Below are 20,855 nucleotides of genomic sequence, written 5' to 3'. Positions count from 1 at the left end.
TTTTTGAATGTTCCAGCCAACGTTGCAGAGCTGAGCCTGGCCCTCAAGCAACAGGCCAGGGAGCAGGGCTTCGACCCTGTCGGCGTCGCCTCCCTGCCTGGCAGTGAACGACTGCAGATGCGGACCGCCGCACTGCAGCGCTGGCTCGAGGCGGGCCATCAGGCCGACATGAACTGGATGGCGGCACCGCGCCGGCTTTCAGCAGCAACTCTGCTGGAGGGAGCTGAAAGCATCCTGGCGGTTGGGTTGAACTACCACGTTGCTGCGAAACGCCATCCAGGCCGTCTTGCCGTTGCCCGTTATGCCTGGGGAAGGGATTACCACAGGGTGGTGAATCAACGCTTGCGAAGGGTCGGACGCTGGCTGGAAACAGTCCGTCCACAGTGCAACTGGCGCGTCTGTGTGGATGCTGAACCTCTTCTCGACAAGGCCTGGGCTGAGGAAGCTGGGCTTGGCTGGATCGGTAAACACAGCAACGTGATCAACCACAGGAAAGGTTCGTGGATGGTGATCGGTCATCTCATCACGACAGAACCTCTTCAAGCCGATCAGCCCGCCAAAGCTCGATGCGGGCAGTGCCGTGCCTGCATCGAGGCCTGTCCAACCTCTGCGATCACCGAACCCTTCGTTGTGGATGCAAGGCGCTGCATCGCCTTTCACACTCTCGAAAACCGGAATCCGGATCTGCCTGAGGCGATGGCCGAAGCCATGGGGCCCTGGGTCGCCGGATGTGACATCTGCCAGGACGTGTGCCCGTTCAATCAGGGCTCCATTCCCTCCAGCAATGATCCGGATGTTCAGCCGAGACCCTGGTTGCTGGACCTGAAAGCGGAGCATGTTCGGAACTGGACCGATGAGGACTGGGATGAACGGCTACGCGGATCAGCTCTGCGCCGGATCAAACCCTGGATGTGGAGACGCAATGCCGCTGCTGCCAGACCTGACAATCCCCCTAGTGTGGGTTGATACTTGGATGAGGCATGGGAGTTCACGCACGTCGGCAACGGAGCTGGCATCAGGCTCTGGTGATCACGATGCTGACCGGAACCCTCGGTGCTCTGAACGCTTCACCAGTCAGGGCCCTGACTCCATACGTCTATACACCGAGCGCACAGGAACTGGAAGGTGCCGGCGTCGGCATCGGCCGAACGGCAGCCCAGCTTCTGCGCCTGGGCCAACCGGAGGAAGCGGCACGACTGGCCGCACTGGCCGTCAGGCTTCAACCCAATGATGAGCGGCTCTGGTCGGTTCTGGCCGAAGCGCAACTGCGCAGTGATCAACTCAAGGCGGCTGCCGGATCACTGGCCAAGGCCAAAGCTCTGAAACCTGGAAAAGCCGGACTCTGGTTTGCGGAAGCCTCCATCGCTCTGCGTGACGAGCGTCCGGACGACGCCGTTTCACTGCTCGATGAGGGTCTGCGACTGGATCCGAAAAATGCCGGTGCCTACTTTGATCTGGGCAATGCACGCGTAATGCAGTCGGATCTGAGAAAGGCTCTGAAGGCCTTTGAACAGGCGACCGCCATCAAACCCAGTTTCTGGGAAGCCCTGAACAATCAGGCTCTCGTGCTGTTCGAGCTGGGCAACACACCTGAAGCCATCAAACGCTGGCGCTCCGTGCTCTCGATCAAACGCAATGCCGAACCGATGCTGGCCCTGGCAGCTGCACTCAACAAACAGACCCCTGGCGATGCGGAGTCGATTGAGCTGGCTCGCAAAGCGCTCGCGGAAGATCCCAATTACGTGCTTCCCGGACATCAGGAAAATCAGCTCTGGGGATCGAAACTTCGCCAGGCCACTGATGTTCTGCTGAGCCAACAAAGCCTTCAAGGGGTCGTCGAGCGAGCCGAAGCCAATGCCGATCCCCGATCGGCTGAGTGATTCAGAAGGAAGATCTGTAGGCTAAGCGCCTTCTGCCTTCTTGATTCCGGAGCGGATGGCCGAGGAGCGCGTTCAACCGATCGCCCTGCATCAAGAGATGCAGCGCTCCTATCTCGAGTACGCGATGAGCGTGATCGTGGGTCGTGCGTTGCCGGATGTCCGCGACGGTCTCAAGCCGGTTCAGCGACGCATCCTCTACGCGATGCACGAACTCGGGCTGACACCGGATCGCCCTTACCGAAAATGTGCCCGCGTCGTCGGCGACGTGCTCGGCAAGTACCACCCCCATGGTGATCAGGCTGTCTATGACGCACTCGTCAGACAGGTGCAGACCTTCTCCAGCCGACATCCACTGCTGGACGGTCATGGCAACTTCGGTTCGGTGGACGATGATCCACCGGCCGCCATGCGTTACACCGAAACGCGACTGGCGCCGATCGCCCACGAAGCTCTTCTTGATGAAATCGGCGATGACACCGTCGATTTCGCTCCCAACTTCGACGGTTCCCAGCAGGAACCCACAGTCCTGCCGGCACAACTGCCTTTTCTGCTGCTGAATGGCTGTGCGGGGATCGCCGTCGGCATGGCAACGAGCATTCCTCCGCACAACCTGGGTGAAGTGGTGGATGGTCTGGTCGCACTGGTGCGGAAACCGGATCTGAGCGATGAAAAATTACTGAGTCTGATCCCCGGGCCGGATTTCCCAACTGGCGGAGAGGTCCTGCTGGGCAGCGGAATTCGCGACACCTATCTGCGTGGTCGGGGCAGCATTCCGATGCGGGGGGTGGCCCATGTGGAAGAGGTGCAGCCAGGAAAGGGTCGTCACAAGCGCAATGCGGTGATTGTCACGGAACTGCCTTACCAGCTCAGCAAGGCAGGCTGGATCGAAAAACTCGCTGAACAGGTCAATGACGGCAAAATCGGTGGAATTGCCGATATCCGCGATGAGAGCGATCGCGAAGGCATGCGCATCGTTGTGGAACTGCGGCGGGATGCAGACACGGACGCCGTTCTGAAGGACCTGCAGCGTCGCACCTCACTGCAGAGCAATTTCGGGGCGATTCTGCTGGCGCTGGTGGACGGTCAACCCCGGCAACTGTCGCTGCGGCGAATGCTGCAGACCTTCCTCGAGTACAGGGAACTGACGCTGATCCGGCGCACCAGCCATGCCTTGCGCAAAACGGAGGACAGACTTGAGGTGGTGGAGGGTCTGATCACTGCGCTGGCTTCACTGCAGAAGGTGATCGCCATGATTCAGGAATCCCGCGATGCAGCGACAGCGCGAGCCAGCCTGATGGTTCAGCTGGATCTGAGCGAGCGGCAGGCTGATGCGGTGCTGGCCATGCCACTGCGTCGGCTCACCGGTCTGGAACAGGAAAGCCTGCGCCAGGAAGCCGATGAACTGCGTGCTGAGCGCCAGCGACTGAGGCTGCTGCTGGACAATCGGGATCAGCTGCTGGATGCGCTGGTTCAGGAGCTGCGCCAGCTGAAGAAACGGTTTGCCACTCCGCGTCGCACACGTCTGGTGGAGGGTGGCGATCACCTGCTGGCGGAACGGGCAGCAAGCCAGCGCCCCAATGCCGAACTGCAACGTCGTCAGGCCCTCGAGGCGCTGCCACCCGACTCGCGAATCCTGATTCAGAACGATGGTCAGGTGAAGGTGGTGAGCCCACAGCTGCTCGGCCGCCTGCATCTGAACGAAGCTGCGGATCTGGGCGATGAACCTTCTCCTGCACGTCTGATCCTGCCGATCAACCCAGCACCGCGATTGCTGGCACTCACCTCCAGCGGTCGTATCGCACTGGTGCGCTGGGAATTTGCAGGGCAGCAACCCGGAGGACTGGAACGCTTCCTGCCCACAGCCCTGGAAGGAGAAACGATCATCAGCCTGCTTCGACTTCCCGCGGTTGACGACGAAACATCCAATAACCGCATGTCGCTCGGGCTGCTGACCACGGACGGACGTTTCAAACGACTGCCGCTGAATGACATCCAGGAACTTTCAGGACGCGCAGCCACCGTTCTGAAACTGAAGGAAGGGGTCACCCTGCTCTCGGCAATGATCTGCAGCGAGGGAGGTACGGTCGCACTGGTGAGTGACATCGGTCGAGTGCTCTGCCTGCCTGTTGAGGAACAGTGCCTGCCTCTGATGGGCAAGCTGGCCCAGGGTCCGATGACCATGAGAATGCTGCCGGGAGAGAAGCTTGTGGGAGCTGTCAGCCAACCAGCGAGCAACGATGACAACGTGTCGGATCAGAACAACGGGGAGGTGTTGGTAGGCAGCAACAACGGCCATCTGATCCGTTTGTCACTGGGTGAGCTGCGCCGTTGCAGACGCGGTGATCTGGGGGAGATCGCCGTGAAGCTGAGCGCAAAGGGCAAGGGCGCCGATCGGCTGGTCGCGATCTGTGAAAGTGCTGATCTGATCGGAGTCGTGAGCAGCAAGGGACGGAATGCACGCATCGTTTACGACACCCTCAGCACAAACAGCAATCAACCCTCAGCGTTGAATCTGCGAGCAGAGGAAACACTGAGTCAGCTTGTACCTCTGGACAGCTGATTTCACTGCATTCCGAATGACTTCGATCAGGAGCTGCAGTTGCCTTCCAGCCACTTGAAATAGTTTTCATCAATATCTGCCGTCACGTAATGACCGTCGAAACATGACATTTCCAGGTTTTCGATATCCGTTCCTTGAACAATGCTTTTTTTGAGATCGTCAACACTCTGATAAACAACATGGTCAGCAGCGAGCACATCTGCGATTTCGTCAGTGCTGCGTCCATGAGCGAGTAACTCTGCCCGCGTGGGCATATTGATTCCATACACATTGGGGAAACGAACGGGAGGCGCAGCAGAAGTGAATGTGACCTGATTCGCTCCGGCATCACGGGCCATCTGGACAATTTCCCGGGATGTGGTGCCTCGGACAATCGAATCATCAACAATCAAGACATTTTTTCCTGCAAATTCAGTACCCAGAGCGTTGAGCTTCTGACGCACCGATTTTTTTCTTTCCGCCTGACCCGGCATGATGAATGTTCGTCCTACATAACGATTTTTGTAAAAGCCTTCCCGATATTCAATACCCAGCTGTTTTGCCACCTGCATTGCAGAAGGCCTTGCTGAATCAGGGATCGGCATCACGACATCGATATCACCGGCAGGCAAGGAATCAGAAATTGTTTTTGCAAGCAGATCGCCCATGCGAAGGCGTGTCTCATAAACGGAAATTCCATTCATGACCGAGTCCGGCCTGGCTAGATAAACATATTCAAAAGCGCAGGGAACAAGCCGAGACGAATCAGCACACTGTCGCTGATGAAGGTTGAAATCAAAATCAATGAAAACTGCCTCGCCAGGATCAACATCACGGACGATTTCATAACCACTGTTTTCAATCACCAGTGATTCGCTGGCGACGATCCATTCGTCTCGACCATTCTTGGCCGACCTTCGACCAAGGATCAACGGCCTGATTCCGAAAGGATCCCGGAACGCCAGAAGACCTCGCCCTGAAATCAGAGCAATCGCTGCATAGGATCCCTTGACCCTCTGGTGCAACGAAGACACTGCATCAAACAGTTGATCCGGAGAGAGATCAGGACCGGTGAGATGGGACTGGATCTCAGTGGCCAGAACATTCACCAGCATCTCCGTATCACTGGAGGAGTTGGTATGACGCCGATCAATCTTGAAGAGATCCTGCTCAAGCTGACTGGTGTTGGTCAGATTCCCATTGTGAACAAACGTGATTCCATAAGGAGCATTCACATAAAAAGGCTGAACCTCATCTTCTGCGGCAGCCGCGCCCCGTGTTGCATAGCGAACATGCCCAATTCCAACATTTCCAAGAAGTTTGCGCATATCACGTGTTCGGAACGCTTCTCGAACTCTTCCTCTCTGTTTATGCACATGAAAGGTGTAATTATCCATCGTTACGATTCCTGCAGAATCCTGCCCACGATGCTGAAGAAGGAGCAAATTGTCATAAATCTGCTGATTAACGGAATCAACAGTAAACATTCCAATAATTCCGCACATAGCTATGACCAACCAACAATGAAACAGAACAGATCAGATCTGCGAATTGAATTCAAATCAGAACTGTCATCCTGCATACCTGAAAAGAAAATCACATCGATAACAGGGTTGCATTTCAAATTAACTGACCAGCATCGATTCATTGAGCACCTCCCACAGGAGAGTCGAGTCGCCGGGGCAAGGAGCCGGTGTAAACATCACGGCATTGATCAACCTCCAGATTCAGACAAGAACTTTGGTCAACCCGAACACGCAGATGGGGCACTTCGCTGACAACGCCGATCCGAGTGATTGGAAGCTCATGACTGCCAGCCAACAGCGCTTCCCATTGGCCAACGCGATCCGCCCGCACTGACACCACAATCCGACTTCCACCTTCCGCAAACAGAACGCGATCCACTCGACCACCAGCAACGCTGAGGTCAATCTCGATTCCCAGGCCCGAAGCGATGCATGATTCCGCCAGAGCCACACAGAGACCACCATCGCTGCAGTCATGGGCCGAACCCAGAAGACCCGAGGCGATGGCATGACGGACAAGGCTGCCAGCTGCAAGTTCCATCGGGAAATGCGTAAGAGGTGGTCGTCCAGCCAGAGTGCCGGTCATCAGTTGCTGATAAGCACTTCCCGCCAGACCCAGCGAAGAGGATTCGACGTCAGCTGGCGTAACACCGATCAGGTAAATCGGATCTCGTGCCTGTCGCCATCCCAGACCAATCACGGTCGCGATGTCGTCAACCCCACCCACCATGCCGATCACCGGCGTGGGATGGATGGGTTGAAGACTGCCGTCATCCTGCTTGATCTCGTTGTAGAGCGAGACATTGCCTCCGGTCACTGGAGTGTTGAGCGCTCTGCAGGCATCTGAAATGCCTCGACAAGCCTTTGCAAGCTGCCAGTAGCCCTTGGGCGTTTCTGGGGATGGAAAATTGAGGTTGTCGGTGACAGCGAGAGGTTCAGCACCCACACAGCTCAGATTACGCGCCGCTTCAGCAACAGCTGCCTGAGCTCCCCGTTCCGGATCCAGTGCAACCCAGCGGTTGGGACAATCCACCGTTGCAGCCACCCCTCGAACGGAGGCATCCAGCGAACCTTCGCCCAGCTGGGGGCGAAGTCTGACCACAGCGGCATCTGCAGCCCCCGAAGCCACGACGGTGTTGGCCAACACCTGTTGGTCGTACTGACGATGCACCCAGCGCTTGCTGGCAATGGTGGGTTCGTCGAGAAGACGCAACAGCTCGGGCCCCCAGTCGTGATCGCCGGAAGGACAGGGAAGATCGGCTTCGGACCAGCGCCAGAGCTCCTGAATGTCAGCGGGCGGCTCACTGAGCAGCTCGTGATGATTGATCGGTGTGTCCTCCGCCAAAGCGCGTGATGGCACTTCCGCAGCGACCTGACCGTGCTGCAGCACCCGAACCACAGGCTCCTCAAGCACACGACCGACCACGGCAGCCTGCAGGCCCCAGCGACGGAAACGCTCCATCAGGGGTTGTTCACGACCAGCACGCACCACAAACAACATGCGCTCCTGGGATTCAGAGAGCAGATACTCATAAGCGGTCATCCCCGTTTCACGAGCGGGAACCTTGTCGAGATCGAGCTCCACACCGACATCTCCCTTGGCAGCCATTTCCGAACAGCTGCAGGTGAGTCCGGCAGCGCCCATATCCTGCGCCGCAACCACATCACCGCTCTGAAAAGCCTCCAGGCAGGCTTCAATCAACCCCTTTTCGAGAAAGGGATCTCCCACCTGCACGGCGGGACGATCATCCAGAGAAGCTGAGCTCAGCTCCGCACTGGCAAAACTGGCTCCACCCATGCCATCACGACCCGTGGTGCTACCCACGTAAACCACCGGATTGCCAACCCCTGAAGCTCCTGATTTGACGATGTCATCGGTCTCCATCAGACCGAGGGCCATCGCATTGACAAGCGGATTGCCGCTGTAGGAGGGATCAAAAGCCACCTCACCGCCGACGGTTGGCACACCCACGCAATTGCCGTAATGGGCAATGCCAGCCACCACGCCCTGCATCAGACCGACGTTGGCCGGATCGTCAAGAGGGCCGAAGCGCAATGCATTCAGCAGAGCAATCGGACGCGCACCCATCGTGAAGATGTCGCGAAGGATTCCACCAACCCCTGTCGCAGCTCCCTGAAAAGGTTCCACTGCAGAGGGGTGGTTATGGCTCTCGATCTTGAAAGCGAGACGATGGCCACCGCCGAGATCCACCACCCCGGCATTTTCTCCGGGACCCACCAGGATGCGAGGTCCCTCCGTCGGGAAGCCGCTGAGCAGTGGTCTGGAATTGCGATAGCAGCAGTGTTCTGACCACATCACGCCGAACATGCCGAGTTCGGCACGGTTGGGGTCGCGCCCCAGCCGGCGCTGGATCTCGCTGTAGTCCTGCTGCGTGAGCCCTTCCTGGCGGAGGGCGGCCGCGACATCAAACGTCTCAGCCACAGAAGAAGACTGGGCCACAGTCAACAGGTCATCTGCTCCCAGTGTTGCCGACGGCCCGCCCTCGGCAGGTCAGATCCAGGGATCTCCGTCTGATTCAGCCGATCGACGTCCGCGAACGTAGGGCTGCTGTTCAGTCCAGTCGTCATCATCCCAGTCCTCCAGAGGATCGGGATCCACTGACTGGAAATCTCTGCCGGGCTGGTCACTTTCCCTGCGGGATGGCTGTTCATCCCATGGAGGTTCCTCCAGCCATCCCTCAAGACGTTCCCCGGCGCGGTCGCCGAAATGTTGCAGCTGCTCGCGCCATTGACGGGACCTGCGAACGAAATCCTGACGAACACTGGCGCGGGCCTGTGGAAGGTCATCCAGATCCCGGAGACCGGTGGAGACCAGTCCTGGTTGCTGATCGACAATGCGATCGGGAGTCAGACGCCAGCGACTGCTTCCTGGAAGCCGCGGATCACTGCGAGACACGAGGTAATGGAGAATCTCACCTGTGGAAGGCACATAAGCGAGATCAGCCACCTGGCCAAGGCGCATTCCATCGGCATCCAGCAGATCGGCGTCGAGCAACGTGGGAAGGCGCTCAAGAGTGAGCTGATCCGTCTCTGAAGGCCCCCCCTTGACAAAGACCTGCTGATCATCGAAACCTCGGCACTGATCCAGTCTCCAGACAGCCCGGGTATTGCGCAGAGCCGATGGACGGCTGACCCAGCCGAGCAAACGATGCACAGGAGGGTGCATCCAGGCCATCACACCGACACCGTGGTCAAGACCCTGATCACAGCGCACACGATGTCTCAGCAGATCGCTGAGAAGCAGTTGTTCAGGCAGGGACAAGGTCAGGAGCGGATCTGAACAGGCATCACCAGGTAGGTGAGACCTGAATCATCATCAGAAGGTGAAAGGATGGCAGGGGTCGTGGGGGCATTGCATTGCAGACAAATGCGCTCGGAATCCATCGCTTTCAGGCCATCAAGGACATAGCGCACATTGAATGCGATCTGAACGGGATCTCCGTCGATCTGGGCAGGGAGAGACTCTGAACCACTGCCGACATCCTGAGCATCCGCACTGATCTGCACAAGCCCCTTCTCGGGATCACTACCAATGCGAACAACATTGTTGTGCTGATCCGCCAGAACAGCAATGCGTTCGAGCGAAGCCACAAAGGCCCGACGATCAAGATCGAGGGTTCGGCTGAACGAATCCGGAATCAGCTGGCGGTAATTGGGATAAGTCCCCTCCAGCGTGCGGCTGGTCACCATCTGATCGGCAGCGAGAACGACTACCTGGCCGCTTTCACAGAACAGACTCACGGGATCGGATCCTTTCCATCCCGCCATCAGTCGTTCAACTTCCCGGAGGGAGCGGGCAGGCAACGTGACAGCCAGACCAGCCTCCTCGGAAACATCCTGCTCGGAAACAGCGAGAGGGGCCTGGAGCGCATCATCAACGCTGAGCACCGCCAGACGGTGCCCGTCCGTTGAAGCGGCTTCCAGACTGGAACGGTCAAAGCGCAGATGAACACCGGTCAGCAGTTGCTTGGCTTCATCGGAGCTGCTGGCGAACAAAGTGCTGCGCAGGGCCTTCACCAACGCGGCGGGATCGAGCTTCAGCGCTGTGCCGTTCTCCACAAGGGGAAGTTCAGGAAAATCATCGGCAGGCATGCCACGCATCTGGTAGCTGCCACTCAGGCTGGTGAGTTCAACCTGTTCACCGGCAGCATCGGTTGAGAGCGTGATCGGTGAATCACTGGAAAGACGCGAAACAATCTCACCAAACAATCGGGCAGGAAGTGTCACTGCACCACTGGTTTCCACGGTTGCGGCCAGTGATGTCTGAATGCCGAGATTGAGATCAAAGCCCGTGAGACTCAACCGATCGGTTCCGGCATCGGCTGTGAGCAGCACGTTGGCCAACACCGGGTGGGTGGGTCGTGCAGCAACCGCACGACTGACCAATTGCAGCGCAGCATTGAGTTCCGTTTGGGAACAAACCAGTTTCATGGCGACGTTGTCCGCTGCAAGGCCTGAGAACACCCACGGTTTCACAGGGACGCACGAAGCGCAATGGTCCAAACGAGCGTGCTGATGATTCTGCTTATGGGCTGTTTAAGTCTTTAAAGAAAACAACTAAATCAGTCGTAATAGGGACTGTGGAAACCGTGGAAAATCATCAAGCTCCACTGCTGTCAGTGTTTTTCTGATCACACAGGCCTGGGGAATCCATTTCCGCTGATGAGGAGAAGCGGTCGTTTCTCACAGAATCAACAGCCTGGGGAAATTTGATGGCGCGTCGGATCCTTTTGTTGGGATCGGCTTTCCACAGCTTTCACGCCCGGTTTTCTTAAGCCTTCCGCAGGCAGTTCCTGAGGCGGTTGCTCTCATTGTTCTTTGATTTGGCATAAAAAACCCCTTCGCGGCAGGGGGCGACGGGCAGGCCGAATGGGCTGTCGGGATTGGAGCCGCGGCGTCAGAACCCCATCACTTTTGCGACTGTGCCCAGATCAGGCTTCAGATCCGTGTGGAAGGCAGCATCGTTGTTGCTGATGGCGCAATCGGGGTCCTTGAGTCCGTTGCCGGTCAGCACACAGACCACGGTTGCTCCGGCAGGCACTTCATCCCTGCGTTTGAGCAGACCGGCCACAGAGGCGGCACTGGCGGGTTCACAGAACACACCCTCCAGCCCTCCCAGCAACTTGTAAGCCTCGATGATTTCAGCATCCGTGACATCCAGAAAGGCGCCCTTGCTTGCCGTTCGGGCGGCAAGCGCCTTCTCTCTGTTCACGGGATTGCCGATGCGGATTGCTGTGGCGATCGTTTCCGGATCGCTGACGGTTGTGTCGTTCACCAGTGGGGCCGATCCGCTTGCCTGGAAACCCATCATTCTCGGCAGTGTGCGGCTTCGACCTGCCCTGTTGTACTCCTGAAAGCCCATCCAGTAGGCCGTGATGTTTCCGGCGTTGCCCATGGGAATGCACAGCCAGTCGGGGGCCTCACCGAGAGCATCGATCAGTTCGAACGCAGCTGTTTTCTGACCTTGCAGGCGGTAGGGATTCACCGAATTCACCAGAGTGACCGGATATTGATTCGACACGTCACGAACGATCTCCAGTGCCTTGTCGAAGTTGCCGCGGATGGCGAGCACTTCGGCCCCATAAACCAGTGCCTGGGCCAGCTTCCCCTGCGCGACATAGCCATCGGGGATCAGCACGAAGGCACGCATGCCTGCCCGTCTTGCGTAGGCCGCGGCAGCAGCTGATGTGTTGCCCGTGCTGGCACAGATCACGGCTTCACAACCAGCTTCCTTGGCCTTGCTGATCGCCATGGTCATCCCTCGGTCCTTGAAAGAACCGGTGGGGTTCAGCCCGTCGTATTTCACATAGACCTTCACTCCCTTTCCGATCCGGTCAGCGATCGCAGGGACGGGAATCAACGGTGTCGCCCCTTCCCGCAGGGTCACCACCGGTGTGGAATCGCTCACCGGTAACCAGGTTCTGTAAGCCTCAATCAGCCCCGGCCAGTCCTGCATGACGGGAGCCGGGGAGAACCGGCGACGGAAACTGTTGAGCAGGGACACCTGCGGAAGGCGATGTTCCTGAGGAATCTATGTGGCAGGCATCGCAGCCTGTTTCAGTTGCCGCCGTCCTTCAGGCCGTCAAGAGGTGAGTCGGAGAAGAACTGCACCAGCCCTGCGATGGATTCAGCTTTTTCGATCACGGCGATCAGTGCCGGGATATTCACTTCCATCACATCCGATGGATAGGCCTCGAGAAATTTGATGGCAGTCAGGCCGCCGTCGCCTATCTGCAATCCGTTGATTACTCCGGCACGAATGGCGGGAACACTCACTGAGGGCGTGGGCACTTTCAGCGGGTAAATGATCCTGGCCACCCTGGTCAGAATCACGTCACCGATTCTTGTGGACATCAATCTGCTGGTCAGCACAAGCGGCAGATTCAGTTCCTGGTTGAGCAGTTTCGCAACGTCTTCGGGATCCTGGCGGCTCAGTCTCAGCAGATCGACCAACAGTCCGCGGGCTTTGCCTGTCTCGGCCAGATAGGCGAGGTCCGCAACGCTGATGGATCGGATGAATGCTCCACTGACCAGGGCGACATCCTTGGCGGCATGGACTGGTTGGAAGCAACTCAGCAGGCTCAGAGCCATCGCCGAGCCCGTTGCCAGGGCGTGCCTGCAAAGGCGTGATCGTGCGGACATGGACAGCTCGAAGCGATCGGAATCTAGGGGGAGACTCCTGCTGCTGCCTTCACGAGTCGGACAACTCCCCGTTCGGCCAGACCCTGTGCAAGATCCACTCCCATGCGACGGGCGTCAGGTTCGCGCATCAACCTGGGCAGTCGGCTGAACACCAGATCCGGACTGAAACCAGGCAGTTGCTGAAGCACATGGATGAGCTGTCGCACCGGCTCCAGATCCATGTAGACGTTCTGGTCGAATTCGGGTCCTGACGCCATCAGCCGGGTGGGCTGCAACTGTCGGGGCAGGCGCCGTCCGATGCGTTGCAATGTCATCCATCCGAGAGAATCGATTCGATCGGCTGCTGTCTCAACCAGTTGATTGCGCAGCATGCCGCCATTGGCGGACACCAGAAAGTCCAGCACCTGATCCAGCAGTGCTTCAAGGTCAAGCTGTTCCTGACTGGCCGCACTTTCCACAAGGTTTTCCAGTCGTGTCCAGCGGAAAATGTCTCCGTCAAACAACATCTCCTTCAGGCTCTGTCGCAACTGAGGATCCGGATCCTCCATCAGTCTTCGGGCGAAGTAGGGATAGGCAGCGCCGAGGATCTTGAAGTCGGAATCCACGCTCAGAGCGATTCCCTCCAACGTCACCAGTGAGCGGATGATCAGTGCGTAGTAAGGAGGAACCCTGAAAGGAAACTTGTACATCACTCCTGACAGGTCATCGGTCACCGCTTTGAAATCCATACGGCTGACACCGGCTTCCAGTGCCTGACTGAAGACGGTTTCAAATGCAGGAACAATCGGTTCGAGATTGACGTCTTCCGCGAGGAATCCGAGGCTGACGAAATCTTTGGACAATTTGCCGAAATTCCTGTTCACCAGGTGAACCACTGCCTGGATCAGACCGGTGCGAGATTCGCGAGAGACCTCGCTCATCATTCCGAAGTCCAGGTAGCAGAGCCGTCCATCCGCGAGGGCCAGCAGATTGCCGGGGTGGGGGTCGGCATGGAAGAAGCCATGCTCCAGAAGCTGCTGCAGGCTGCAGTTCACTCCGACGGAAACCATGTCATCCGGATCGATCCCCAGCTCTCTCACCGCCTCAAGGTTGGTGAGTTTGACGCCATCGATCCACTCCATCGTCAGCACCCTTCGACTGGTGGCTTCCCGGTAGATGTGGGGAACGGCGATGCGGGGATTCTGTTTGTGCAGTTCGCTGAATTTTTCCGCGTTCGAAGCTTCGTTCAGATAATCCATCTCCTCGAAGACCCTGCTGCCCAGTTCATCGATCAGTGCGACGAGGTCGCTGCGGATCAGACCGATGTTGCTGTTGAGCCAGGCCGCGATGTTGCGCACGATGTAGAGATCGAGCGTGATCTGTTCGCGCAGGCCTGGTCGTTGCACTTTCACGGCAACGCGTTGCCCATCGTGCAGCGTGCCGCGATGCACCTGGCCCAGGGAGGCTGCTGAGATCGGATCGCGTTCCAGTTCCGCATAGATGGTGTCCACAGGTGCACCCAGGTCCTCTTCGATGCAGGCCATGGCCAGATCGCTGTCGAATCCAGGAAGCTGGTCCTGAAGCTGGGCCAGTTCCTCAAGCAGAACAGGCGGCACGATGTCAGGACGTGTGGACAGAGCCTGTCCGGCCTTGATGAATGCAGGTCCAAGCTCAACGAGAAGCTCAGCGCATTCCTTGGCTCTGCCTCGCGCCCGTTTTGGATCCTTGAGCAGCTGGAACAGCCAGTCAAATCCGATCCCAATCAGAAGCATTCCAATCGGCACAAGGGTCTGCCAGAGACGCCGCAGCAGTCTCTGGGGATGCCCCGCGTAAATCCGGGTGATGGCAGCCGGGTCATACGTGAGTAGACCGGCCGCTTCGATGAAATCACCGAGTTCTTGTGGGGCCATCGGCCGCAATGCCATGTGCACCCCTTCTAATCGAGCTGAGCCGCCGCTACGGTCGGCACCAACACCGTGGTCTGCCGTGTTAACCGGCCTGCGACTCGAGAACATCGCTTTGATTGACAGCCTTGATCTGGCATTTGATCAGGGCTTTTCCGTGCTGACAGGTGAGACGGGAGCAGGCAAGTCGATCCTTCTTGATGCTTTAGATGCCGTGCTTGGTGGCCTGCAGGCCGCTGCCGGGTCGCGGCTGCTGCGCTCAGGTTGTGATCGGGCCGTCATCGAGGCCAGTTTCCGGCCTGGTGAAGCAGCCAGACACTGGCTGCTCGAGCAGGAGATCACCGATGACGACGGGGAGTTGGTGGTGAGCCGTGAATGGCGGCGTCAGGACGAACGCTTCAGCAGTCGTTCGAGGTTGAACGGTGTCATGGTCAATCGTCAGCAGTTGCAGGTCCTGCGTCCTCTGCTGATCGATCTCACGGTTCAGGGACAGACGCAGCAGCTCGCACGTCCAGGCCAGCAGAAACGCTGGCTTGACCGTCTCGGCGGTGCTCCTCTCGACGCCGAGCTGGATCAGGTTCGCCGCCACTGGGGCGAATGGCTTCACTGTCGGAACGCGCTTGAGAGCGCTGAAAACGATCGGCTGCGTCTTCAGGAGCAGCGTGAAGAGCTGGATCTGTTGCTGACTGAACTCGATCGAGCCGAGCTTGATGACCCTGCGGAGATTGAGCTGCTTGAACAGGAGCAGGACCGGCTGGTTCACGGAGTGCGCCTGCAGGAGGGCCTGGGTCTGTTGATTGACCGTCTCGTGGATGGGGCCGATCAGGCACCTTCAGCCATCGATCATCTGCAGGCCTGCAGCCATGAGCTGCAGCAGATGCAGGGTCTTGATCCATCGCTGAGTTCGATCAGTGATCGATGTCTTGATCTTGAAACCGGTGTTCAGGATCTGATCAGAGAGCTGGAGGGGTACGGCATTTCCCTCGACAGCGACCCTCAGCGTCTGGCTGTTCTTCAGGATCGACTTGCCGAGCTCAAGCGCCTCGTGCGTCGTCATGGTCAGGATCTGGTCGATCTGATCAAGCGTCGTGACGAGCTGCGCGAACGTCAGCAGTCTGGAGAGGCTGATGTTTTTCTGGAACGGTTGCGCGATCAGGAGCGCAAGGCCTGTGCAATCCGTGATGCCAGCAATGACTCTCTGCGTTCAAGACGCCTCGCGGTTGCGGAGGAGCTTCAGGAGCGGTTGATGGCCCATCTCAGGCCGATGGGTCTCGCCAATGTGCGTTTTCAGGTTGCTGTTGATCCCACAGAGCCAGGCGAGAGCGGCGCTGATGCGGTCTGCTTCCTGTTTTCAGCCAATCCCGGACAGCCCATGGCTCCGCTTGCCGAGGTGGCATCAGGTGGTGAGATGTCTCGTTTTCTGCTGGCTCTCAAGACCTGCCTCGCTGAAGTTGATGGATCCAGCACCCTGCTGTTTGATGAAATCGATACGGGTGTGAGCGGCCGTGTCAGCGGCGCGATGGCTGATCTGCTGCGCATGCTGTCGCAACACCGTCAGGTGTTCTGCGTCACCCATCAGCCCCTGGTTGCCGCTGCCGCTGATCATCATTTCCAGGTCAGCAAAGAGGTTGTTGATGGAGTCACTCACTCGCGGGTGTCCCAACTGCGGGACACTCAGGAACGCCAGCGTGAGCTGGCTGAACTGGCCGGAGGGGACCTCCATGAAGCAGAGGTTTATGCAGCCAGCCTTCTGGATCAGAAAGCAGCATGAGGCCCAGCTGATCTCCGTAGAATCGTCAGCTCTTGAGATCCAGCCGTATGGGGCGCACCGCTCCCAAATCAAAGGCCTCGTCTCCGGCGGTGCCGGTGAACCTGAGTGCTGGTTCCGATGACGATGTGATCCGGGTTCGCGGTGCCCGTCAGCACAATCTCAAGAACGTTGATGTCACCATTCCCCGCAACAGGCTGGTGGTGTTCACCGGTGTCAGCGGCAGCGGCAAGAGTTCTCTGGCCTTCGACACGATTTTCGCTGAGGGCCAGCGCCGCTATGTGGAGAGTCTCTCCGCTTATGCACGTCAGTTTCTGGGGCAGGTGGACAAGCCGGATGTGGATGCCATTGAGGGACTCTCACCGGCGATTTCGATCGATCAGAAGTCCACAAGCCACAACCCCCGCTCCACTGTCGGCACTGTTACGGAGATCCAGGACTATCTGCGTCTGTTGTTCGGTCGGGCCGGTGAACCCCATTGCCCCAGATGCGATCGTCCGATCCGGCCTCAGACCATCGACGAGATGGTCGACCAGATTCTCACCCTGCCTGAATCGACCCGCTACCAGCTGCTCGCTCCTGTGGTACGGGGCAAGAAAGGCACTCATGCCAAGTTGATCAGTGGTCTTGCCGCTGAGGGTTTCGCCCGGGTGCGCATCGATGGCGAAGTGCGCGAACTGGCGGACAACATTGAGCTTGACAAGAACCAAAGCCACAACATTGAGGTGGTGGTGGACCGGCTTGTGGCCCGTGAAGGGATCCAGGAGCGGCTCACAGATTCCCTGCGGACGTCTCTGAAACGTGGAGATGGCCTGGCCATCGTTGAGGTGGTGCCCAAAAAGGACGAGCAGCTTCCCGAGGGAGTGGATCGGGAACGTCTCTATTCCGAGAATTTCGCCTGCCCTGAGCACGGTGCGGTGATCGAGGAGCTCTCGCCCAGGCTGTTCTCCTTCAACAGCCCCTATGGCGCCTGTGATGCATGTCATGGCATCGGCCATCTGCGTAAGTTCACGCCTGAACGGGTGATCCCCGATCCTTCATTACCCGTTTACGCCGCTGTTGCCCCCTGGGCCGAGAAGGACAACTCCTACTACTTTTCCCTGCTCTATTCCGTGGGCGAGGCCTTCGGCTTCGAGATCAAGACTCCCTGGAAAGATCTTTCGGAAGAGCAGCAGGATGTGCTTCTCAACGGCAGTCGAGAGCCGATCCTGATTCAGGCTGACAGCCGCTATCGCAAGGGAAACGGCGGTTATCAGAGGCCTTTCGAGGGAATTCTGCCGATTCTCGAGCGTCAGTTGCGTGATGCCAGTGGCGAGGCCCAGAGACAGAAGCTGGAGAAGTATCTGGAACTGGTGCCCTGTTCCAGCTGTGCCGGCAAACGTCTTCGTCCGGAGGCGCTGGCCGTGCGCATGGGTTGCTTCCGGATCACCGATCTGACCGCTGTGAGTGTGGGTCAGACCCTTGAACGGATCGAGCAGATGATGGGTGTCGGTCGCTTTGAGACCAGTGAACCGCTGCTCACCGACCGTCAGATGCAGATCGGTGATCTTGTCCTGCGGGAGATTCGCATGCGATTGCGTTTTCTGCTGGATGTCGGTCTCGACTACCTCAGTCTCGACCGCCCTGCGATGACGCTGTCAGGTGGAGAAGCGCAGCGCATCCGTCTTGCGACGCAGATCGGAGCTGGTCTCACCGGCGTGCTTTATGTGCTCGATGAACCCAGTATCGGTCTGCACCAACGTGACAACGATCGTCTGCTGGCCACCCTTGAGCGCCTGCGCGATCTCGGCAACACCCTGGTCGTGGTTGAACACGATGAAGACACGATCCGTGCCGCCGATCACCTGGTCGACATCGGACCTGGGGCCGGAGTCCATGGCGGCCACATCGTCGCCGAGGGATCCCTTCAGGATCTGCTCGATGCAGAGCAGTCGATCACCGGCGCCTACCTCAGTGGACAGTGCAGCATTCCCACCCCATCTGAGCGTCGCTGTGCAGGAACCCGCAGCCTCAAGCTGCTCAACTGCAACCGGAACAACCTCAAGGATCTGAGCGTTGAGTTTCCCCTTGGACGTCTGGTTTCGATCACCGGAGTGAGTGGAAGTGGCAAGAGCACGCTGGTGAATGAGCTGCTCCACCCAGCGCTTGAGCATGGTCTTGGCCACAAAGTTCCCTTTCCCAACGGGCTGGGTGAGATGCGTGGCCTCAAGTCGATCGACAAGGTGATCGTGATCGACCAGTCACCGATCGGCAGAACTCCCCGCTCCAACCCTGCCACCTACACCGGTGCGTTTGATCCGATCCGACAGGTGTTTGCCGCCACGGTCGAGGCGAAAGCCCGTGGTTATCAGGTCGGTCAGTTCAGTTTCAACGTCAAGGGCGGTCGTTGCGAAGCCTGTCGAGGACAGGGGGTGAATGTGATTGAGATGAACTTCCTGCCAGACGTCTATGTGCAGTGCGATGTGTGCAAGGGCGCCAGGTTTAATCGCGAGACTCTTCAGGTCACCTACAAGGGCCACACCATCGCTGACGTTCTGCAGATGACGGTTGAGCAGGCAGCTGATGCGTTCTCCGCCATACCCCAGGCCGCTGATCGACTGCGGACCCTGGTGGATGTGGGCCTCGGTTACGTGAAGCTGGGTCAGCCGGCACCCACACTCTCAGGCGGTGAAGCCCAGCGCGTGAAGCTGGCGACGGAACTCTCCCGCAGGGCCACTGGCAAGACCCTCTATCTGATTGATGAACCAACCACCGGTCTGAGTTTCTATGACGTTCACAAGTTGATGGATGTGATGCAGCGGCTCGTGGACAAGGGCAATTCGATCATCTGCATCGAACACAATCTCGATGTGATCCGCTGTTCCGACTGGTTAATCGATCTCGGACCGGAGGGTGGGGATCGTGGTGGAGAGCTTGTTGTCACTGGAACGCCTGAAGAGGTCGCCCAGCATCCAACAAGTCACACCGGTCGCTATCTCGCCAAGGTTCTGGAGCAGCATCCTCCGGAGACTGTCCCTCTGGCGGCATGACGTTCTCAGTGTCTCTTCGGTTCCGCGGGCTGGTTGCAGCTGTGGCTTCGTTGCTGGTGGTGCAACCGGTGGCAGCGGTTGAACGACTCACCTTCACCCTGCCCTTGCTGGAGGAGAGCATCAGCCTCGATCTCAGCCAGGCCAACAATGCCCGCGAGTTGATCGATTCCAATCCTGATCTTCAGGAGCTGGATTGGGCTGGCGACGGCTCATTGCAGAAGCTGATCGAATCACTGTTGACGGCTCCCCTCCCTGAGGAATCCAGCAGCATCGTTCGCCAATCTCTCGGCCATCCACTGTTCGAGCAGCTTCTTCTGACTGTTTCCGAACTGGTTGAGGTCAAGGGTGTTCCCGTTGACACCAGCGGTCGCATGGTGTCGGAGGCTCTGGCCGCGGCCTATCGGGATGACGAGCCCCATCTGCTGGGATTTCTTCGTCATGTGCCGGGAGATGAGATCTCTCTCAATCTCACCGAGCTTGCTTTCTACGCCAAGAGACTCAGGGGCAATCAGGATGATGCGCGGGCCCTGGCGCAGAGGGGAACTGCAGCAAGGCCTGTTGCATCAGAGATCTCTGATGCCGCGCAATCCGGCTGGACCCGCAGCCAGCGAACCGTTGCGGTTCAACATCGTCCGCAGCCCCTCCAGGTCACGGTGATCTCTCCGACCGGTTCCTCCAACGGTCGACTGGTGGTGATCTCCCATGGGCTTTGGGATGCCCCTTCCAGTTTCGAGGGCTGGGGCCATCTGCTTGCAGCCCATGGCTACTCCGTTGTGCTTCCAGGTCATCCGGGCAGCGATGCCAGGCAGCAGGAGTCTCTGTTCAAAGGCAAACAACCCCCGCCGGCATCGGAGGAACTGCGCTTGCGTCCGATGGATGTGTCTGCCGTGATTGATGCGGTCGAGACCGGCAGTCTGTTTTCCGGTTCTTCCCTTCAAACCGATTCAGTGGCGGTTGTCGGACATTCCTGGGGCGCCACCGCGGCTCTGCAGCTGGGTGGTCTGCAGACCACGAGCCGGAAGCTGAGTACCCGTTGTCAGGATCCTCGCGATCCGGACCGCAATCTGAGCTGGATCCTTCAGTGCAGCTGGCTCAAAGGAGCTGATCAGGGATCGATGGGTGACACGAGAGTCAGAACCGCCGTTGTGGTCAGTCCGCCACTGCGACTGCTCTTTGATGAATCCAGTGGTCCTTCGATGCATGCCAAGGTGCTGCTGGTGAGCGGCACGCGCGACTGGGTTGTTCCCTCGGATCCTGAAGCGGTTGTTCCGTTGCGCAACGGTCAGCCCCTGGCCAATGGTCATCGCATTGTGCTGGCTTCAGGCGGTGATCACTTCAACCTCTGGGCGCCCGTGGATGCCAAGGAACCACCTGTGTTGGGGCCTCTGATCCTCGCCTGGATCAATGATCATCTGGGAATCACCGATTCGCTCAGCTTCCGTGGAGGTGGTTGGGGTAATCAACGCGTGCCGCTGATCGATGTCACCGGTCAATTATGAAAATTCTTTACGCCGTTGGTGTCTTGTAGGCAGGTCTTTTCTGTCTGCATTTTTACAGAAAAATTCTT

General features: G+C 58.2%; 13 protein-coding genes. 6 read left to right on the top strand and 7 right to left on the bottom strand.

The window, feature by feature from the left end:
* Positions 1 to 3: 3 nt before the first annotated feature.
* Genes queG through SIB56_RS11615 form a run of 3 tightly spaced genes read left to right on the top strand, consistent with a single transcriptional unit; the run spans position 4 to position 4,440 of the window.
* Positions 4 to 966 (top strand): tRNA epoxyqueuosine(34) reductase QueG, encoded by a 963-nt coding sequence (gene queG, locus SIB56_RS11625; RefSeq protein ID WP_413324090.1) that lies wholly within the window; start codon positions 4 to 6, stop codon positions 964 to 966.
* A gap of 14 nt (positions 967 to 980) precedes the next feature.
* Entirely contained in the window at positions 981 to 1,880 is a 900-nt protein-coding gene (locus SIB56_RS11620) for a tetratricopeptide repeat protein (RefSeq protein WP_413324089.1), read from the top strand.
* A 55-nt stretch (positions 1,881 to 1,935) separates the two neighbouring features.
* A complete protein-coding gene (locus tag SIB56_RS11615) occupies positions 1,936 to 4,440 on the top strand; it encodes a DNA gyrase/topoisomerase IV subunit A (protein ID WP_413324088.1) in 2,505 nt (834 codons plus the stop codon).
* Between the two features lie 26 nt (positions 4,441 to 4,466).
* Here the strand turns inward: SIB56_RS11615 and purF are convergent, their stop codons facing one another.
* The 7 genes from purF to SIB56_RS11580 all read right to left on the bottom strand — a co-directional run bounded on the left by purF (position 4,467) and on the right by SIB56_RS11580 (position 14,497).
* On the bottom strand, positions 4,467 to 5,924 hold the full coding sequence (purF, locus tag SIB56_RS11610) for an amidophosphoribosyltransferase (RefSeq protein WP_413324087.1): 1,458 nt from the start codon (positions 5,922 to 5,924) through the stop codon (positions 4,467 to 4,469).
* 139 nt (positions 5,925 to 6,063) lie between these two features.
* A complete protein-coding gene (gene purL, locus SIB56_RS11605) occupies positions 6,064 to 8,406 on the bottom strand; it encodes a phosphoribosylformylglycinamidine synthase subunit PurL (protein WP_413324086.1) in 2,343 nt (780 codons plus the stop codon).
* Between the two features lie 51 nt (positions 8,407 to 8,457).
* A complete protein-coding gene (locus SIB56_RS11600) occupies positions 8,458 to 9,228 on the bottom strand; it encodes an RNA methyltransferase (protein ID WP_413324085.1) in 771 nt (256 codons plus the stop codon).
* Positions 9,229 to 9,230: 2 nt separating this feature from the next.
* Positions 9,231 to 10,397 carry a DNA polymerase III subunit beta gene (dnaN, locus tag SIB56_RS11595; RefSeq protein ID WP_413324084.1) on the bottom strand — a complete coding sequence of 389 codons (1,167 nt, stop codon included), beginning with the start codon at positions 10,395 to 10,397 and terminating at the stop codon, positions 9,231 to 9,233.
* A 466-nt stretch (positions 10,398 to 10,863) separates the two neighbouring features.
* Positions 10,864 to 11,922 carry a threonine synthase gene (thrC, locus tag SIB56_RS11590; RefSeq protein WP_413327352.1) on the bottom strand — a complete coding sequence of 353 codons (1,059 nt, stop codon included), beginning with the start codon at positions 11,920 to 11,922 and terminating at the stop codon, positions 10,864 to 10,866.
* A 101-nt stretch (positions 11,923 to 12,023) separates the two neighbouring features.
* Positions 12,024 to 12,608: an alpha/beta hydrolase gene (locus SIB56_RS11585; RefSeq protein WP_413324083.1), complete on the bottom strand. Its 585-nt coding sequence runs from the start codon at positions 12,606 to 12,608 to the stop codon at positions 12,024 to 12,026.
* A 23-nt stretch (positions 12,609 to 12,631) separates the two neighbouring features.
* Positions 12,632 to 14,497 (bottom strand): ABC1 kinase family protein, encoded by a 1,866-nt coding sequence (locus SIB56_RS11580; protein ID WP_413324082.1) that lies wholly within the window; start codon positions 14,495 to 14,497, stop codon positions 12,632 to 12,634.
* A gap of 76 nt (positions 14,498 to 14,573) precedes the next feature.
* On the opposite strand from SIB56_RS11580, the gene recN reads away from it, so the two are divergent.
* From recN to SIB56_RS11565, 3 genes are read left to right on the top strand one after another with little or no spacing between them, the layout of a single operon-like run.
* Complete coding sequence (gene recN / locus SIB56_RS11575; protein ID WP_413324081.1) at positions 14,574 to 16,262, top strand: DNA repair protein RecN; 1,689 nt, start codon at positions 14,574 to 14,576, stop codon at positions 16,260 to 16,262.
* A gap of 47 nt (positions 16,263 to 16,309) precedes the next feature.
* On the top strand, positions 16,310 to 19,288 hold the full coding sequence (gene uvrA, locus SIB56_RS11570) for an excinuclease ABC subunit UvrA (RefSeq protein WP_413327349.1): 2,979 nt from the start codon (positions 16,310 to 16,312) through the stop codon (positions 19,286 to 19,288).
* Positions 19,285 to 20,787, top strand: a complete 1,503-nt coding sequence (locus SIB56_RS11565; RefSeq protein WP_413324080.1) for an alpha/beta fold hydrolase — start codon at positions 19,285 to 19,287, stop codon at positions 20,785 to 20,787. Before uvrA ends, SIB56_RS11565 begins: the two co-directional genes overlap by 4 nt.
* The last annotated feature ends 68 nt before the right edge of the window (positions 20,788 to 20,855 follow it).

Source organism: Synechococcus sp. MIT S9503 (assembly GCF_047304175.1).
Taxonomy (GTDB): Bacteria; Cyanobacteriota; Cyanobacteriia; order PCC-6307; family Cyanobiaceae; genus Synechococcus_C.
The sequence above is the reverse complement of the archived record's forward strand: the minus strand, read 5'-3'. Positions and strand labels throughout refer to the sequence as shown.

Coding starts and splice junctions, on each gene's coding strand:
- SIB56_RS11620 (WP_413324089.1), top strand. CDS start 981: ATGGGAGTTCACGCACGTCGGCAACGGAGCTGGCATCAGGCTCTGGTG.
- SIB56_RS11615 (WP_413324088.1), top strand. CDS start 1,936: ATGGCCGAGGAGCGCGTTCAACCGATCGCCCTGCATCAAGAGATGCAG.
- purF (WP_413324087.1), bottom strand. CDS start 5,924: ATGTGCGGAATTATTGGAATGTTTACTGTTGATTCCGTTAATCAGCAG.
- dnaN (WP_413324084.1), bottom strand. CDS start 10,397: ATGAAACTGGTTTGTTCCCAAACGGAACTCAATGCTGCGCTGCAATTG.
- thrC (WP_413327352.1), bottom strand. CDS start 11,922: ATGCAGGACTGGCCGGGGCTGATTGAGGCTTACAGAACCTGGTTACCG.
- SIB56_RS11585 (WP_413324083.1), bottom strand. CDS start 12,608: ATGTCCGCACGATCACGCCTTTGCAGGCACGCCCTGGCAACGGGCTCG.
- SIB56_RS11580 (WP_413324082.1), bottom strand. CDS start 14,497: ATGGCCCCACAAGAACTCGGTGATTTCATCGAAGCGGCCGGTCTACTC.
- uvrA (WP_413327349.1), top strand. CDS start 16,310: ATGGGGCGCACCGCTCCCAAATCAAAGGCCTCGTCTCCGGCGGTGCCG.
- SIB56_RS11565 (WP_413324080.1), top strand. CDS start 19,285: ATGACGTTCTCAGTGTCTCTTCGGTTCCGCGGGCTGGTTGCAGCTGTG.